Annotated in this window: 16 protein-coding genes; 3 read left to right on the plus strand and 13 right to left on the minus strand. The window is 67.0% G+C overall.

The window, feature by feature from the left end; translation table 11 throughout:
* Positions 1-33 precede the first annotated feature (33 nt).
* From M8009_RS05540 to M8009_RS05550, 3 genes are all read right to left on the minus strand, one after another.
* The gene (locus M8009_RS05540; protein ID WP_250059785.1) at positions 34-549 is read right to left on the minus strand and encodes a hypothetical protein; all 516 of its coding nucleotides are present in this window, start codon (positions 547-549) and stop codon (positions 34-36) included.
* Between the two features lie 98 nt (positions 550-647).
* On the minus strand, positions 648-2,444 hold the full coding sequence (locus M8009_RS05545; RefSeq protein WP_250059786.1) for a sodium:solute symporter family protein: 1,797 nt from the start codon (positions 2,442-2,444) through the stop codon (positions 648-650).
* A gap of 6 nt (positions 2,445-2,450) precedes the next feature.
* Positions 2,451-2,711, minus strand: coding sequence for a DUF4212 domain-containing protein (locus M8009_RS05550; RefSeq protein WP_040185430.1), 261 nt, complete (start codon positions 2,709-2,711; stop codon positions 2,451-2,453).
* 529 nt (positions 2,712-3,240) lie between these two features.
* Here M8009_RS05550 and M8009_RS05555 point away from each other — a divergent pair.
* The 3 genes from M8009_RS05555 to ttcA all read left to right on the plus strand — a co-directional run bounded on the left by M8009_RS05555 (position 3,241) and on the right by ttcA (position 6,732).
* Positions 3,241-5,064, plus strand: coding sequence for a putative nucleotidyltransferase substrate binding domain-containing protein (locus M8009_RS05555; protein WP_250059787.1), 1,824 nt, complete (start codon positions 3,241-3,243; stop codon positions 5,062-5,064).
* 49 nt (positions 5,065-5,113) lie between these two features.
* On the plus strand, positions 5,114-5,740 hold the full coding sequence (locus M8009_RS05560; protein WP_250059788.1) for a 3'-5' exonuclease: 627 nt from the start codon (positions 5,114-5,116) through the stop codon (positions 5,738-5,740).
* Positions 5,741-5,823: 83 nt separating this feature from the next.
* Complete coding sequence (ttcA, locus tag M8009_RS05565) at positions 5,824-6,732, plus strand: tRNA 2-thiocytidine(32) synthetase TtcA (protein WP_430886891.1); 909 nt, start codon at positions 5,824-5,826, stop codon at positions 6,730-6,732.
* A 114-nt stretch (positions 6,733-6,846) separates the two neighbouring features.
* On the opposite strand, the gene fnr is transcribed toward ttcA, so the two are convergent.
* The 10 genes from fnr to ccoO all read right to left on the minus strand — a co-directional run bounded on the left by fnr (position 6,847) and on the right by ccoO (position 16,425).
* Positions 6,847-7,590 carry a fumarate/nitrate reduction transcriptional regulator Fnr gene (fnr, locus tag M8009_RS05570; protein ID WP_250059791.1) on the minus strand — a complete coding sequence of 248 codons (744 nt, stop codon included), beginning with the start codon at positions 7,588-7,590 and terminating at the stop codon, positions 6,847-6,849.
* A gap of 109 nt (positions 7,591-7,699) precedes the next feature.
* Positions 7,700-9,082, minus strand: a complete 1,383-nt coding sequence (hemN, locus tag M8009_RS05575) for an oxygen-independent coproporphyrinogen III oxidase (RefSeq protein ID WP_250059792.1) — start codon at positions 9,080-9,082, stop codon at positions 7,700-7,702.
* A 94-nt stretch (positions 9,083-9,176) separates the two neighbouring features.
* Positions 9,177-9,875 (minus strand): sulfite exporter TauE/SafE family protein, encoded by a 699-nt coding sequence (locus M8009_RS05580; protein ID WP_250059794.1) that lies wholly within the window; start codon positions 9,873-9,875, stop codon positions 9,177-9,179.
* On the minus strand, positions 9,875-10,090 hold the full coding sequence (gene ccoS, locus M8009_RS05585; RefSeq protein WP_250059796.1) for a cbb3-type cytochrome oxidase assembly protein CcoS: 216 nt from the start codon (positions 10,088-10,090) through the stop codon (positions 9,875-9,877). The genes M8009_RS05580 and ccoS overlap by 1 nt, the downstream gene beginning before the upstream one ends.
* Entirely contained in the window at positions 10,087-12,570 is a 2,484-nt protein-coding gene (locus M8009_RS05590) for a heavy metal translocating P-type ATPase (RefSeq protein ID WP_250059797.1), read from the minus strand. The genes ccoS and M8009_RS05590 overlap by 4 nt, the downstream gene beginning before the upstream one ends.
* Positions 12,571-12,589: 19 nt before the next feature.
* A complete protein-coding gene (locus M8009_RS05595) occupies positions 12,590-13,102 on the minus strand; it encodes a FixH family protein (RefSeq protein WP_250059799.1) in 513 nt (170 codons plus the stop codon).
* Complete coding sequence (ccoG, locus tag M8009_RS05600; protein ID WP_250059800.1) at positions 13,102-14,535, minus strand: cytochrome c oxidase accessory protein CcoG; 1,434 nt, start codon at positions 14,533-14,535, stop codon at positions 13,102-13,104. The genes M8009_RS05595 and ccoG overlap by 1 nt, the downstream gene beginning before the upstream one ends.
* A 137-nt stretch (positions 14,536-14,672) precedes the next feature.
* Positions 14,673-15,602, minus strand: coding sequence for a cytochrome-c oxidase, cbb3-type subunit III (gene ccoP, locus M8009_RS05605; RefSeq protein ID WP_250059801.1), 930 nt, complete (start codon positions 15,600-15,602; stop codon positions 14,673-14,675).
* Entirely contained in the window at positions 15,599-15,814 is a 216-nt protein-coding gene (locus M8009_RS05610) for a cbb3-type cytochrome oxidase subunit 3 (protein ID WP_250059802.1), read from the minus strand. The genes ccoP and M8009_RS05610 overlap by 4 nt, the downstream gene beginning before the upstream one ends.
* Positions 15,815-15,816: 2 nt before the next feature.
* Positions 15,817-16,425, minus strand: coding sequence for a cytochrome-c oxidase, cbb3-type subunit II (ccoO, locus tag M8009_RS05615; protein WP_250059803.1), 609 nt, complete (start codon positions 16,423-16,425; stop codon positions 15,817-15,819).
* Between the last annotated feature and the right edge of the window lie 16 nt (positions 16,426-16,441).

Raw genomic sequence — 16,441 nt, forward strand, 5'->3', positions numbered from 1 at the left:
CTGTCGGGGCAGCCGGCACCGAGTGGTGCTGGGTCAGGCCTCCGTGCACAGGGCCTGGTAGAGCGGGCTGGAATCCTCGAAGCGGCGCATCTGCTCGGTACGGGGAGCGCGGGATTCGCCCTCCAGGGGCAGCATTTCCCGGGTCGCGCAGTTCATCAGGTAGGCCTGGTGGCTTATCTGGTCCACATACGCCTTCTCGAAGCGGTAGAGGATGAACTCGACCAGGCGACCGTCTTCGCCCTTGCTTACCGCCAGGTTGTCGTGATCGACGATGGTGAAGGCCGTGGTCATGGGGAAGGCGAAGGTCCAGGGACGCCAGAACATCTGGCCCTTCTCCACGGAGACCACCTCGGCCGAGTCGGGCAGCTGCTGCTGCTTGTGCTCGAACCAGGTGTATTCGGTCTGGATCTGGTAGCCGAGCATACCCAGGCCACCGCACACCGGGATGATCCAGCGCGGCAGTCGCTTGCCGCTGGCCAGGCGCAGGATCAGGCCGATCCCCGCGGCGCCGAGGCCGGCGAAGACCGCTGCTATCAGGTGCCATATCATGATTCTTGCGTCCTTGAAAGCGATCGGGCTTCCCTGAGGAAGCCCGATCGGTAGTGGTTGGTCTGGCCCGGCTAGCCGGGCCAGGAAGCCATTATGGCTCAGTGCCCGGTGGCGATACCAGCACCCTTGGGATAGCGGACGCTTTCCACCAGGTCCTGGATCTCCTGCGGAGGCTCCTCGGTCGCACTGGAGACGGCGAAGGCCACGGCGAAGTTGAAGATCGCGCCGACCGCACCGAAGGAGAGCGGCGAGATGCCCAGGATCCAGTTGTCTGGCGTGTTGGCCAGCATTTCAGTTCCCGGAATGAAGAACCAGCCCAGGTAGGTGAAGATGTAGAGCAGGGTAGTGCCCAGACCGGTCAGCATGCCGGCCACGGCGCCCTTGTTGTTCACCCGCTTGGAGAAGATACCCATCATCAGCACCGGGAACAGCGAGGCACCGGCGATACCGAAGGCCAGCGCCACCGTCTGTGCCGCGAAGCCCGGAGGATTCAGGCCCAGGTAGGTCGCCAGCAGGATGGCCCCGGCCATGGAGATCCGTGCCGCCAGCATCTCGCCCTTCTCGGTGATCTTCGGGTTGATCATGGTCTTGATCAGGTCATGGCTGATGGCCGAGGAGATGGCCAGCAGCAGACCGGCGGCCGTGGAGAGTGCCGCGGCGATACCACCGGCGGCGATCAGGCCGATGACCCAGCTCGGCAGGTTGGCGATCTCCGGGTTGGCGAGTACCAGGATGTCGTTGTTGACAACCAGTTCGCTGCCTGCCCAGCCGCGCTCTTCGGCGGTCTCGGCGAACTCCTCGTTGGCGTCGTTGTATACCTGGATGCGGCCGTCGTCGTTCTTGTCCGTGTAAGTGATCAGGCCGGTCTCTTCCCAAGTCCGGACCCATTCGGGACGATCCTCGTAAAGGATGGGGTTGGTGGCGGCGTCCTCGTAGCTCTCGACCTGGCCGGCCATCTCTGGATAGACGGTGGTCATCAGGTTGAGGCGCGCCATGGAACCCACCGCGGGTGCGGTCAGGTAGAGCAGGGCGATGAACACCAGGGCCCAGCCGGCAGACCAGCGGGCATCGGCCACCTTCGGCACGGTGAAGAAGCGGATGATTACGTGGGGCAGGCCCGCGGTACCGACCATCAGCGACAGGGTGAAGAGCACCATGTTGAGCTTGTTGTCGACGTCGGCCGTGTAGTCGCGGAAGCCCAGCGCGTTGATGACGTCATCCAGCTTCGCCAGCAGCGGCACACCGGATTCTGAGTGGGTGCTGAACAGGCCCAGGCCCGGAATGGGGTTGCCGGTGAGCTCCAGGGAGATGAACACGGCGGGGATGGTGTAGGCGATGATCAGCACGATGTACTGGGCTACCTGGGTGTAGGTGATGCCCTTCATGCCGCCGAAGACCGCATAGAGGAAGACGATGAAGGCCGCGATCCAGATGCCCCAGGTATTGGAGACTTCCAGGAAGCGCGAGAAGGCCACGCCGGCACCGGTCATCTGGCCGATGACGTAGGTGATGGAGGCGACGACCAGGCAGATCACGGCGACCAGGCGGGCGGTGTTGCTGTAGAAGCGGTCACCGATGAAGTCAGGCACCGTGAACTTGCCGAACTTGCGCAGGTAGGGCGCCAGCAGCATGGCCAGGATGACGTAGCCACCCGTCCAGCCCATCAGGAAGGTGGAGTTGGCGTAGCCCCCGGAGGCCAGCAGGCCGGCCATGGAGATGAAGGAAGCGGCGGACATCCAGTCGGCGGCCGTTGCCATGCCGTTGGTGACCGGATGCACGCCGCCGCCGGCGACATAGAAGTCCTTGGTCGAGCCCGCTCGGGCCCAGATCGCGATGCCGATGTAGAGGGCGAAGGAGGCCCCTACGAACAGCAGGTTGATGGCAAATTGACTCATGCTGGCTTACTCCCCGAGTCCGAACTGTTTGTCGAGACGGTTCATCTTCCATGCATAGAAGAAGATGATGCCGATGAAGGTCAGGATCGAACCCTGCTGGGCGAACCAGAAGCCCAGGTCCGTCCCGCCGACGGGAATGCCGGCCAGCAGCGGGCGAAGAAGGATGGCGAAGCCGTAGGACACCAGGGCCCAGACGATCAGGCACCCCGTGATCAGGCGTACGTTCGCCTTCCAGTAAGCAGCGGCATTGGCTTTGTCGTCTGCCATAGTGTTGCTCTCCACTTGTTGTTCAGGTTGGGAAGTTGCCCAGAGCGTTGAGGTCACTCATCAGGACAGTCGTGTCGACGGAGCCAGCCTGGCCTGCGCAGCCTGGACCAGCCTGTCATCAGGTTGCCCGCTCCTTGTCGAGGTGCATTGTCGACGCGGGATTGTCCTGCATGGCTCAGGGGCAATAGTGGGCAGCAATCGCCGAAAATGAATCCCATACTTTCGTATCATGAAAAGATACCGATGGAAGTTTTTTATTATAAATTCTTTATAATCAATTATTTATAATAGGTGTGAAGCCGGGTTGGGGAAGGGGCGGGTGAGATCATAGGACGATGGTATAGCCCTGAAATCCAGGACGGTTAATATGCGACCCCGGAGGTTCTTTGACGATGGTCTAAGGTCGCCAGGATAGGACGATTGTCTAGGTTATTTACTGAAACCCGACTTTGCTATCTTGGATTCTCTCCGGAATGGAAGCTCAACCTATCCCGCGGAGTGGTGATCACCCCGCAACGAGGACGGCCCCATGGTCGATGTAGAACTCTCACAGCCGCCTTTCACCTTCCTCGACGAGGAGGGCCGGGAGCGCGTACGCAGCGGCATGGATCTGGCCTATTTCGACCGTGACGAGATCATCCTCGATGCCGGCCAGCCCGGGGAGTACGTGTTCCTGATTCACAAGGGCGAAGTCGCCGAACTCGACCCGACCCTGCCCGGCGCCCAGTCGCGCATCGGCCTCTACACCGCCGGTGATCTGTTCGGGGCCATCAGTATTCTCAATGGCAAGAGCCGCTATCGTTTCCGGGCCGAGCAGGAGTGCCTTTGCTACCTGTTGCCCAAGGGGCTGTTCAAGCAGCTCTGCGAGGCCTATCCGGCCTTCTCCGAGTTCTTCCGCCAGCGCCTGGCCCAGAAGACCCGGCTGCTCACCGAGCGCCGCGCGGAGGGCGGGGTGACCATGGCCGGCTTCATGCTCGCCCGGGTCGGCGAATGCATGCGCGCCCCGCTGCTCGTCGAGGGTACGACCAGCATCGCCGAGGCGGTCCACACCCTGAACGATAGCCATGCCGACAGCCTGCTGGTGCAGGGCGAGGACGGGCCGGGCATGGTCACCAAGACCGACCTGCTCAATGCGCTGGTGCTCGAGGGGCTGGACCAGCAGAGCCTGGTGCAGGCAATTGCCCACTTCCAGCTGGTCACGGCGACGCCGGGCCAGTACCTGTTCGAGGTGCTGGTGCAGATGACCCGCTTCAAGGTGGAGCGGGTGGTGGTGATGGAGGATGGCGCCCCGGTAGGGGTGGTAGAGCTCACCGACGTGCTCAGCTACTTCTCCAGTCGTAGCTATGTGGTCAGCCTGCAGGTGGAGCAGGCCAACAGCCTCGAGGCGCTGTCCGCTGCCAGCCGCCGCACCCCGGAGCTGGTGCGTGCGCTGATGGCCCAGGGCGTCAAGCTGCGCTTCGCCATGGGGCTGCTGGCGGCCCTCAACGGACGCATCATGAACAAGGCCTGGGGCTTTCTGATCGACGAGCGCTACCACGCCGACAGCTGCCTGATCGTGATGGGCAGCGAAGGGCGCGGCGAGCAGATCCTCAAGACCGACCAGGACAACGGCCTGATCCTGGCCGACGACCTGGAGTGGCCCGACTGCCACGAGCAGATGCAGCGCCTCACCGAGACGCTGATCGAGCTGGGCTATCCGCCCTGCCCGGGCAACATCATGGTCTCCAACCCGGAGTGGGTCGGCACCGAGACCCAGTGGCGCGGGCGCATCGCGCAGTGGGCGGCCAGCCGGGATGGCGAGAGCCTGATGCGGCTGGCCATCATGCTCGATTCCCACGCCGTGGCCGGCAACCCGGCGCTGCTCGAGCGGCTGCGCGAGGAGCTCTTCGAGCGCTGCAGCCGCGACGAGATCCTGCTCTCCTACTTCGCGCGGACGGCGCTGCGCTTCTCCACGCCGCTGACCCTCTTCGGGTCGCTGAAGAAGCCGCAGCACGGCGTCGACATCAAGAAGGGCGGCATCTTTCCCATCGTCCACGGGGTACGCACCCTGGCCCTGGAGCGTCGCATCACCGCGACATCCACCCTGGACCGGCTCGAGGCGCTGGTGGCCGACGGTCGCCTGGAGGAGCGCTTCGCCGAGGACCTGGGGGAGGCCCTGTCGCTGTTCACCGAACTGCGGCTGCGCCAGCAGCTCGCGCGCCTCGATGACCCGCAAGGGCGGGGCGAGGAGCCCGACCGGGTGGTGGTCCAGGAACTCTCATCGCTGGAGCGGGACCTGCTCCGCGAGGCCCTGCATATCGTCAAGGACTTCAAGCAGCGGCTGTCGCACCGCTTCCACCTCGAGTACTCGTGAATCACGGGTACTCGCTCAGGGAACGACAACCACGACAGGAGGTTCATCCATGCTCAAGGCACTGCGGCGCGCCGCCGATCGCCGACGACAGGCCCATGGCGACTATGGCTGGCTCTTCTCCCCCTACACCGGGGACGAGATGGTCGCCATCGACTGCGAGACTACCGGGCTCGACACCCGCCACGCCGAGCTGGTGTCGCTGGCGGCGGTGCGGATCCGCGGCGACCGCGTCCTGACCAGCGATTCGCTGGACCTGCGCCTGGCGAGGCCGGCAAGCCTCTCCGGCAACTCGATCCGCATCCACGGCCTGCGCGGCATCGACCTGGCCGATGGGGCCGGCGTCGAAGAGGCCCTGGCGCAGTTCCTGGACTTCGTCGGCAACCGCCCGCTGGTCGGCTGGTGCCTGGACTTCGACCTGGCGATGCTCAACCGCTACCTGCGTCCCCTCTTCGGCTTCGATCTGCCCAATGCCGGCATCGATGTGGCGCAGACCTACCAGCGGCAGCTGAGTCGCAGCCACCCCGAGCTGGATGTCCGGCCGCGCTTCGAGCAGGTGGCCGAGCGCCTGGGGGTGCCGGTCATGGGGCGACACACCGCCCTGGGGGATGCCGTCACCACGGCGCTGATCCACCTGCGCCTGGCGCGAGGCCCCATGCTGGCGGAGCGGCTCTGCTGATTCCGGGGGTGCTTCGCCTGGCCATGGCGAGGGTGGTAGGATGGTGCCCGTCATTTCCAGCCGCCCAGGCAGCGCCCGAGACCATGCAAGACGCCCTGATGTTCGACCCCCGTGACACCCTAGCAGCCGATGCCCCGACCCCCTCGGGGCCTGCCTCGACCCTCGAGGCCAGTGGCAAGCGCGAGTTCAACAAGCTGCACAAGCGCCTGCGTCGCCAGGTGGGCAACGCGATCATCGACTACGGGATGATCCATGAGGGTGACCGGGTGATGGTCTGTCTCTCCGGAGGCAAGGACAGCTACACCCTGCTGGAGATCCTGCGCAACCTTCAGCGCAATGCCCCGCTGGCGTTCTCGCTGGTGGCGGTGAACCTCGACCAGAAGCAGCCCGGCTTTCCCGAGCACGTGCTGCCCGAGTACCTGGAGGGGATCGGCGTCGAGTACCATATCCTCGAGCGTGACACCTACTCGGTGGTCAAGGAGAAGACCCCCGAGGGCAAGACCACCTGTGCCCTCTGCTCGCGGCTGCGGCGCGGCTCGCTCTACGGCTTCGCCGAGGAGATCGGTGCCACCAAGGTGGCGCTGGGCCACCACCGCGAGGACATCCTCGAGACGCTGTTCCTCAACATGTTCTTCGGCGGCAGCCTCAAGGCGATGCCGCCCAAGCTGCTCTCCGACGATGGCCGCAACATGGTCATTCGCCCGCTGGCCTACTGCCGGGAGGCGGATATCGCCGAGTTCGCCCGGCGAATGGAGTTCCCGATCATTCCCTGCAACCTGTGCGGCTCCCAGCCCAACCTGCAGCGCCAGGTGGTCAAGGAGATGCTGGCCGAGTGGGAGAGGACCCATCCCGGCCGGCTCGAGAGCATGTTCAAGGCGGTCACCAACGTGGCGCCCTCGCAGCTGGCCGACCGCGAGCTCTTCGACTTCGCTGGCCTCGAGGAGAAGCAGGCGCGGCTACAGGCCGACCGCATCGATATCCTCAACGAATAACGCTGCGGCAAGGGGCTAGGAACAAGAGGTAAGGAACCCCATCGGGCACTCGCACGATGGGGTTCTTGCATTACGGCAGAGGGGGTGGGCAGTCTCTGGCTTGGCGGCTTGGCGCTACTTTGCCCCTTCCTCCTCGGCCACCTCGATCAGCGCCGCCAGGTCGAGGATGTTCACCTCGCGGCCGGAGACGGCGACCAGTCCCTGAGACTGGAAACGGCCCAGGATGCGGCTGACGGTCTCCACGGCCAGGCCCAGGTAGTTGCCGATGTCGGCCCGGGACATGGAGAGCCGGAAGCTGAAGGGGGAGTAGCCGCGGCGGCGGAAGCGGTCGGAGAGGCTGGTGAAGAAGGTGGCCAGGCGCTGGTCGGCGGTCTTGCGCGAGAGCAGGCGCATCATGCGGCGGTCGTCGCGCATCTCCTTGCTCATGCTGCGGTAGAGCTGGCCGCGGAGCTCGGGCAGCGACTCGGAGAGGGCGTCGAGACGGTCGAAGGGGATCTCGCACACCGTGGTGGTCTCCAGGGCGACGACCGTGCCGGGATAGCGTTCCTCGTCGATGCCGTCGAGGCCCACCAGTTCGCTGGGCAGGTAGAAATTGGTCAGCTGATCTTCGCCGCTGCCCTCGGTGGTCACCTGCTTGAGGCTGCCGGAGCGCACCGCGAAGACGCTGGTGAAGGGGCTGCCCTGGCGGAACAGCGACTCGCCCTTCTTGAGCGGCGCCCGGCGGCGGATGATGGCGTCGAACTGGTCCATGTCCTGAACCTCGAGCGCCAGGGGCAGGCAGAGCGAGCTCAGGCTGCACGTCTGGCAGCGGGTCTCGTTCAGCAGTGAACGGCGCCTGCCGGTCGCGGTGTCAGGCATGCTCTCCTCCATGAATGATGACTCAGATCACAGTATGGAGGATTGTCGTCCACCGGCAAAGCATCCCTTAGGAGGTACTCCCTGTGCGCGGTGCCGCGCGCCACGCCGGTCAGGTGGCCCGGGCATCGAAGGCCGCGGCCAGGCGGTGGACCAGCAGCCGTCCCGCCGGGGTGACCTCCAGGCGCTGCCCATGCCGCCTCACCAGGCCATCTCGTTCGGCCGGCGCCAGCCGGGCCAGGGCATCCTCCAGGTGCACGCCGGCGTCCAGGTCGAACTGCTGCCCGAGGACGGCCAGGTCCAGGCGCATGTCGCACATCAGGCGCTCTATGGCCCGCGCCCGCAGGCGGTCGTCCTCGGTCAGTCGCAGGCCGCGCTCCACCGGCAGGCGGCCGGCATCCAGGCGCGCCTCATAGTCGGCCAGGGATACGGGGTTGCGGGCGGCGATGCCGCCCAGCCGGCTGAGCGCCCCCACCCCCAGGCCCAGGTGGTCGACGGGCGCAAGTGCACTGTAGCCGTTCAGGCTGCGCGACAGCTGCCCCCGGGCCTGTGCCGTGGTCAGTGGATCCTCGCGGCGGGCGAAGAGCTCCATGCCGATGTGCACATAGCCGGCCTCGGCAAGCATCGCGAGGGCGGTGTCGAGCATGGTCAGCCGCTCTCCCGGCGGCGGCAGCTCCTCGGTCCGGATCCGGCGCTGGGCCGCGTATCGCTCTGGTCGGTGCTCGTAGGGGAACAGCGACAAGCGGGCCGGGACCATGGCGATCACCTGCTCGAGGGTCTCGGCAAGGCTCTCGCGAGTCTGGCCGGGCAGGCCATATACCAGCTCGAGGCCCAGGGAGCGGAAGCCCAGCCGGTGGGCCTCGTCGATCAGCTGTTCGGTGAGTACCCGGGGCTGGTGGCGGTTGATGGCGCGCTGAACCCGTGGGTCCAGGTCCAGCACCGACAGGCTCAGGCGGTTGAAGCCCAGCGCCTGGAGGTGGCGCAGGGTGAAGACGTCGGCGTCCCGGGGGTCGACCTTGATGCTGTAGTCCCGGTGACGCGAGCCCGACAGCCCGAAGCGTGCGTCGAGCCGGTCGATCAGGTCGCTCATCTGGTCCAGGATCAGGAAGGTCGGGGTCCCGCCGCCCCAGTGCAGCTGCGTGATCTCCCGTGACCTGTCCAGGTGGCGCGAGACGAGCACCATCTCCCTGTCGAGCCGCGACAGGTAGGGTTCGGCGCGCCGGGTGCTCTCGGCGGAGACCCGGGTACAGGCGCAGTGGTGACAGCTGTGGCGACAGAAGGGCACGTGCACATAGAGGGACAGGTCCTGCCCGCCGGCGTTGCTGCGCTCCAGGGCCGCCGTGAAGTCCCCGTCCGAGAACGCCGTCGAGAAGCTGTCGGCACTGGGGTAGCTGCTGTAACGCGGCCCACCCACGCCATGACGGCGCAGCACGCCCGCGTCGCGGAGCAGGGCGGTACCGCGGGGGCGGTCGTCGACGGCGGCTCGAGCGGACATGGACGGCACTCCGGAGATTGAACGTGCCTTCATGCTAGCGCCGAGCGCCGGGAGCCGCGTTGAGCTGCGTCAAGCGAAGCGGGGATCGTGCGGCTCAGTGGCCCGCCGGGACGGGCAGCAGCGTCCACAGCTGCCAGAGGGCGAAGGCGATGATCGACAGCGCCGCGAGACTGCGGGTGGCTGGGTGGCGGATCAGGGCGCCGAGCTGGCGGGCAGCGAGACCGGTGGCCAGCAGGGCCGGCAGGGTGCCGAGGCCGAAGGCGCCCATCAGGGCGGCGCCGCGCCAGGGGTCGGCGATGGCCAGGCTCCAGGCGAGCATGGAGTAGACCAGGCCGCAGGGCAGCCAGCCCCAGACCGCCCCCAGGGCCACGGCCTGAGGCACCTTGACCACCGGCATCAGGCGTCGCCCCAGCGGCTCGAGGTGCTTCCAGAGCCGGCGTCCCAGGGCCTCGACCCGCAGCAGTCCCTTCCACCAGTCGGCGATGTAGAGGGCCATCAGGATCAGCATCACCGCGGCCAGGGCCTGGAGGGCCAGGCGTGCCTCGGGCGTGAGGGCGACCAGGGTGCCGATTCCCGCCACCAGGGCGCCCGCCACCATGTAGCTGGCGATCCGGCCCAGGTTGTAGCCCAGCAGCAGCCCGGAGAGGCGTGCCGGGCTGCGCATGCTGGGCGGGACGGCGAAGGTCAGGGCGCTCATGATGCCGCCGCACATGCCGATACAGTGGGCACCGCCGAGCAGGCCGAAGACGAAGGCGGCGGCCAGCGGGGGCAGGTCGAGGCCGGTGGGGTCCATCAGTCGCGCCGTTCCTCATCCTCGCCGGGGGCGTCACGCCCGGGGCCCCGGCGTTCGTCCTTCGGTCGGTCGTTGTCGTCCTCGTCGAAGAGGATGCGGTAGGCGGGGCCCTCCAAGTCCTCGAACTGGTCGTGCTTGACGGCCCAGAAGAAGGCCCAGACGGCCAGTCCCAGCAGGATCAGCGAGAGGGGGATCAGCAGGTAGAGGATGCTCATGCGTTCACCAGCCTGGGGGCGCTGCTGCCGACAGGGTGCGAGGGCGTATCACGGGTCAGGCGCAGGGCATTGCCGACGACCACCAGGGAGCTCGCCGACATGCCGATGGCTGCCAGCCAGGGCGGCACGAAGCCCATGGCAGCCAGGGGCAGAGCCGAGATGTTGTAGACCAGCGACCAGGTCAGGTTCTGGCGGATGATCCGCCGGGTGGCCCGGCCGGTCTCGATGGCCTCGACGATACGCCCCAGGCGGGGGCCGAGCAAGACGGCGTCGGCGCGGGTGCGCGCCAGGTCGGTGGCACCGTTCATGGCGATGGCCACGTCGGCACCGGCCAGCACCGGCACGTCGTTGATGCCGTCGCCGACCATGGCCACCCGTTCGCCGCCGGCCTGCAGGGCATGGAGGCGGGCCAGCTTGTCCTCGGGCGTTGCGGCTGCCTGCCAGGTATCGATGCCCAGGCGAAGGGCCATGTCCGCCACCGCCGAGGGGGTATCGCCGGAGAGCAGCTCCACCGCCAACCCGCGTTCCCGCAGGGCTTCGATGGTCTCCCGGGCATCCTCACGCAGGCGGTCGTGCAGCGCGAACCAGGCTCGCGGCTGGCCCTCCTCGGCCAGTAACAGCCACTGCCCCTCGCCGGGCAGCGTCGGGGGGGCCTCGGGGGCGGCGAACTCGGGCCTGCCGAGTCGCCAGCGGCGATCCTCGATCCTGCCCTCCAGGCCCTGTCCGGGGCGGCTCAGCACCTCCCCGGCCGTGACGGTGGCCTCGCGGAAGGGGCGGAAGGCCCGCGCGATGGGGTGTTCCGACTGGGCTTCCAGGGCGGCCGCTACGCGGCGTGCGCCGCCCTCGCCGAGAGCGCTGCCCGGATCGCCGATCGGGCGGGTCTCGACCAGGCTCATCTCGCCGCTGGTCAGGGTGCCGGTCTTGTCGAAGATCACCCGGTCGAGCTGCGACAGCGTCTCCAGGGCATCGGCACGGGTGATCAGCACGCCGCGGCGATGCAGGCGGCCATGGCCGGCGGTGAGGGCCGTGGGCGTGGCCAGTGCCAGGGCGCAGGGGCAGGTGACCACCAGCACCGACAGGGTGACCCACAGCATCCGGTCCGGGTCGATGAACCACCAGGCCACGGCCACCGCGAGGGAAATCAGCAGCACCTGCAGCACGAAGTGGTGGGCCATGCGCGCCGCCAGCTGGGCGATCCGGGGGCGGCTGGCGAAGGCGCGGTCGGTGAGGTCGACGATGCTGGCCACCCGGGCATCGGCGCCGGCGTGGGTGACGCGTACCGTCAGCGGGCTCTCGATGTTCTGGCTGCCGCCGGTCACGCGGTCACCGATCCCGCGGGTCACCGGCAGGTACTCCCCGGTGAGCATCGACTCGTCGACGCTCGACTCGCCGGCCTCGACCACCCCGTCGGCGGGCACGCCATGGCCTGGTTTGACCAGTACCCGGTCGCCGGCAGTGAGCTCGCTGGCGGGCAGGATGCGCTCCTCGCCCGCCTCGGTGAGGCGGGTCGCCGAGAGGGGCAGGGCGTCGGAGAGGGCGTTGCCGCTATGCCCGCTGCGGCGTCGGGCGCGGCCCTCCACGTAGCGGCCGAACAGCAGGAAGAAGGTGAACATGGCCACCGAGTCGAAATAGACGTCGCCGTGGCCGGCGATCACCGCATAGCCGCTGGCCAGGTAGGCGCCGCCGATGGCCAGCGACACCGTCACGTCCATGCCCAGCACGCGCGTCTGGAGGTCGCGAAGGGCGTTGCGGAAGAAGGGCTGGGCCGAGAAGAGCACCACCGGGGTGGCCAGGGCAAAGGAGAGCCAGTGGAAGAGGGCCAGGAAGTCGGCGCTGATCTCGTCGGGGCCGGCCACGTAGATGGGAATCGAGAACATCATCACCTGCATCATGCCCACGGCGGCGACGATCAGGCGGCGCACGTTCATGCGCTCCTCGTGCTGCAGGCGCTGCTGCGCGGCATCGGGCTCCCAGGGCTGGGCCGGGTAGCCGATGGCGGCCATCTCGGCGAGGATCCGCGACAGGGCGACTCGCTGGGGGTCCCAGCTGACCCGCAGGCGGTGATGCGTGAGGTTGACCGCGCTGGTGGCGATCCCCTCCAGGGCATTCAGGCGGTGCTCGATCAGCCAGGCGCAGGCCGCACAGGTGATGCCGTCCACGGCCAGGGTGGCATGCACCGTCCCGTCGTCACCCTCGGGGTGCACGAAGCGGGCCTGCAGCCCGGGGTCATCGAAGACCGTCCAGGTCTCGGCCCTGGCCGCCTGGCGGTCGTCCGGTCGCTCCGGCAACTCGGTGCGAAAGCGGTAGTAGCTCGCCAGGCCGCCATCGACGATGGCGTGGGCCACGGCCTCGCAGCCGGGGCAGCAGAGCGGGTGGCGCACCTCGTCGAGGGTGATCGACCAGGGCGCATCGGCCGGTACCCGGTTGCCGCAGTGGTAGCAGTCGGGGGCCGCGTCAGGCGTCTGGGGGCTCTGGGTCATGGTCTCTCGTCGGCCGGCCCTAGAGGCCGGGAACCAGGGCGATCTCGTCGTCGCTGGGGAAGCGGGCCTCGCCGGTCAGGCGCCATTCGGCGTCCCGGCCCTCGGTGGGCTGCAGCTGCAGGTACCAGCGGTAGTTCAGCGGCTCGTTGACCATGCCCACATAGCGCCCGTCGCGGACGTGCTCCAGGGTCAGCGAGCGGTCTCGGCTGCTCTCGGTCGGGAAGATCAGCTCCAAGAAAAGCTGTTCAGGCTGGCGATCGCCCTGCAGGTCAACTACCACGTCGCCGGTGCGGTCGTCGACCAGCAGGCGAGCCTCGAGTCCCAGCGTCTGCGCATGCTCCTGCTTGGCGAGCTGCTGGTTGATGGCCAGGCCTTGCTTATAGTAGTCACCGCTCACCGAGCCGTCATAGTAGCGGATCGACAGCGTCAGGTAGACCAGGCTGAAGGTCACCGAGGAGGCCAGCAGGCCGATCAGGAACCAGGGCCAGAACTGCTTGTACCAGGGCGGGATGCTCTCGTGTTCCGCGCTCATCAGCGGGTCTCTCCTATGAAGCGGCTGTCGCGCTCGATGGCGATGTCGGCATCCTGCGCTTCCAGCCGCAGGATGATCTCGGCGCTGGGCCGGTCGATGGCCTCGGGGGGTACGCTGGCCTGGATCACCAGCTGGCGCGACTCGCCGGCCGGCACGCTGACCTCATGGGTATCCAGGGTCAGGCCGGGCAGGCCAGAGGCCTCCAGCCGGTAGACATGCGGCTGGCTGTCGAGGTTGCGCACCGTCAGGGTGTAGGCGTTGCTGATGCGCCCGTCACGGGTCATCTGGAACAGCCGGTTGCGGTCGCGCTCCACGTCGAAGCCCAGGGGCGTGCGGTCAGCCACCGCCCAGGCGAAGACCCCGATCATCACCACCAGGGCGGCCAGATAGCCCATCAGGCGGGGTCGCAGGATGTGCGTCGGCTTGCCTTCCAGGGCGTTCTCGGTGGTGTAGCGGATCAGCCCGCGGGGATAGCCCATCCTGTCCATCACGCTATCGCAGGCATCGATGCAGGCCGCGCAGGTGATGCATTCATATTGCAGGCCGTCGCGGATGTCGATGCCGGTGGGGCAGACCTGCACGCAGAGGTCGCAGTCGATGCAGTCGCCGTGGCCGGCCTCGCGGGCCTCGGCATGGGACAGGCTCTTCCTGCGCGGACCGCGAGGCTCGCCGCGGTCCGTATCGTAGGAGACGATCAGGGTGTCGCGGTCGAACATCACCGACTGGAAGCGCGCGTAAGGGCACATGTAGATGCACACCTGCTCGCGCAGCCAGCCGGCATTGAGGTAGGTGAAGACCAGGAAGAAGCCGACCCAGAAGTAGGACCAGCCGTGGGCCTCGAGGGTGGGCAGCGCCACCACCAGGTCGCGGATGGGGGTGAAGTAGCCGACGAAGGTGACCCCGGTGGCCAGGGCGATCAGCAGCCAGATGGCGTGCTTGGCGGACTTGCGCCACAGCTTGTCGGTGGTCATCGGCTGCTTGTCGAGCTTGATGCGGCGGTTGCGCGAGCCCTCCAGTCGATGCTCGACCCAGATGAACAGGAAGGTCCAGACGCTCTGTGGGCAGGTGTAGCCGCACCAGACGCGGCCCGCGAACACCGTGATGAAGAACAGGCCGAAGGCACAGATGATCAGCAGCCAGGAGAGCAGCATGAACTCCTGCGGGTAGAAGGTGGCCGAGAAGATGTGGAATTCTCGGCCGGGGAGGTCGAACCAGATCGCCGGGCGGTCGCCCCAGGGCACCCAGGGCAGCAGGAAGAAGGCTAGCATCAGCGCCCAGTTGGATACGCGGCGCAGGCGCTGGAAGAAGCCCTTGATCTCGCGCACGTAGATATGGCGCCGGCTGGCGTACATGTGCTGGGTGACCGCTTCCTGGGGCGTGTGATGCGCCACGGGATCCGGGGTGACGTCGCGGGTCGGGATCTTCTCGCTCATGGCAGGCTCACGGCTGGCAAGGAGGGGCAGGGCCGGGCAGGGAGGCCACTGCAGGTGTACATATTGTATCGGGGTGTCCGCAAAACGAGAAAGGGTGCGACCGGAGGCCGCACCCTTCAACGTCCGAGGGTCTTGTCTCAGTCCTCGAAGCGCAGGCTGTAGACGTAGGCGGCGACCAGGTGGACGCGCTCCTCGCCGATATAAGCGGCCTGGGCCGGCATATGGCCGTTGCGGCCGTTACGCAGGGTCTGTCGCACGGAGTCCGCCACGCTCTGGCCGGGTTGCTGGTAGAGCCAGATGTCGTTGGTCAGGTTGGGCGCCCCCAGGGCCTGGTTGCCGGTGCCGTCGGGCATATGGCAGGCCGCGCACACCGAGGCGAAGGTCGCCGCACCGCTCTCGGCGCGCTCCGTGTCATGCTCCAGCCCGGAAAGGGAGAGCACGTGCTGGGTGAGGTTCTCGATGTTCTCGCTGCCCAGCTGCTGCCAGGAAGGCATCAGGCCATTACGCCCCTGGTGGAGGGTCGTCAGAATGTTTTCCGGCTCGCCACCGTAGAGCCAGTCGTCATCGGTCAGGTTGGGGAAACCGTAGCCGCCCCGCGCGCCCGAGCCGTGGCAGACTGCGCAGTTGTTGAGGTAGATGCGCTCGGCGACCTGCATCGCCTCGTCGTCCTTGGCCAGTTCGGGGATCGGCACCTCCTGGTACTGGGCGAAGATCGGCGTGAAGCGCTCCTCGGCGCGGGCCACTTCCTTCTCCCACTGGTTCTCCTGGGTCCAGCCCAGCACGCCGGCGAAGTTGCCAAGGCCCGGATAGAGCACCAGGTAGCCTAGGGCGAAGATCACGGTGCCCACGTAGAGCTGGAACCACCAGCGGGGCAACGGGTTGTCGTACTCCTCGATCCCGTCGGCGGCATGGCCGGTGGTATCCACGTTGCCCTCGGCATCGGGGGTCTTGTCGGTCTTGCGGTTGGCGTAGAGCAGCCAGAAGGCAATCCCGATGGAGCCCAGCGTGATCACGATGATCCAGGCACTCCAGAAGCCGGAAAGGGAGTCACCCCATAGATAATTCATGTGTTCTTGTCTCCCCTGTCATGACGGGAATCGGTCTCGCGCGAGGCGCTCGTGTCACGGTTTGCCAGTGCATCATCCTCGTCGGCGAAGGGCAGATTTTTCGCCTCGTCGAAATCCTTCTTGCGCCGACTCGAGTAGGCCCACAGGGTGAGCCCGATGAAGGCAACGATCAGGATGCCCGTGATGATGCCGCGAAAGGTTCCGGTATCCATAGTCAGCGTGTGCCCTCGAGCACGGTGCCAAGCTGTTGCAGATAGGCGATCAGCGCGGTGATCTCCTGCTCGCCGCGCACCTCGCTACCGGCGTTCTCGATCTGCTCGTCGGTGTAGGGCACGCCGAGGGCACGCAGGGCGCGCATCTTCTTCGGCGTATCCTCGCCATCCAGGGTGTTCTCGAACAGCCACGGGTAGGCCGGCATGACCGATTCCGGTACCACGTCACGGGGGTTGTAGAGGTGGGCGCGGTGCCAGTCGTCGCTGTAGCGGCCGCCGACGCGGGCCAGGTCCGGCCCGGTGCGCTTGGAGCCCCACAGGAAGTTGTGGTCGTAGACCGTTTCCCCTGCCACGGTGTAGGGGCCGTAGCGTTCGGTCTCGGCACGGAAGGGGCGGACCATCTGCGAGTGGCAGCCCACACAGCCCTCGCGGCGATAGATGCCACGGCCTTCCAGTTCCAGCGCGGAGAGCGGCTCGAGCCCCTCGACGGGTTCGGTCGTCTGCTTCTGGAAGAACAGCGGCACGACCTCGGCCAGGCCGCCGAAACTGATCACCACCAAGATCAGTACGGCGAGCAGGCCGACGTTCTTTTCGACAATCTCGTGTCTCATTGGAGTCTCGTTCCCT

This window comes from Halomonas gemina (genome assembly GCF_023554995.1).
Taxonomy (GTDB): Bacteria; Pseudomonadota; Gammaproteobacteria; order Pseudomonadales; family Halomonadaceae; genus Halomonas; species Halomonas gemina.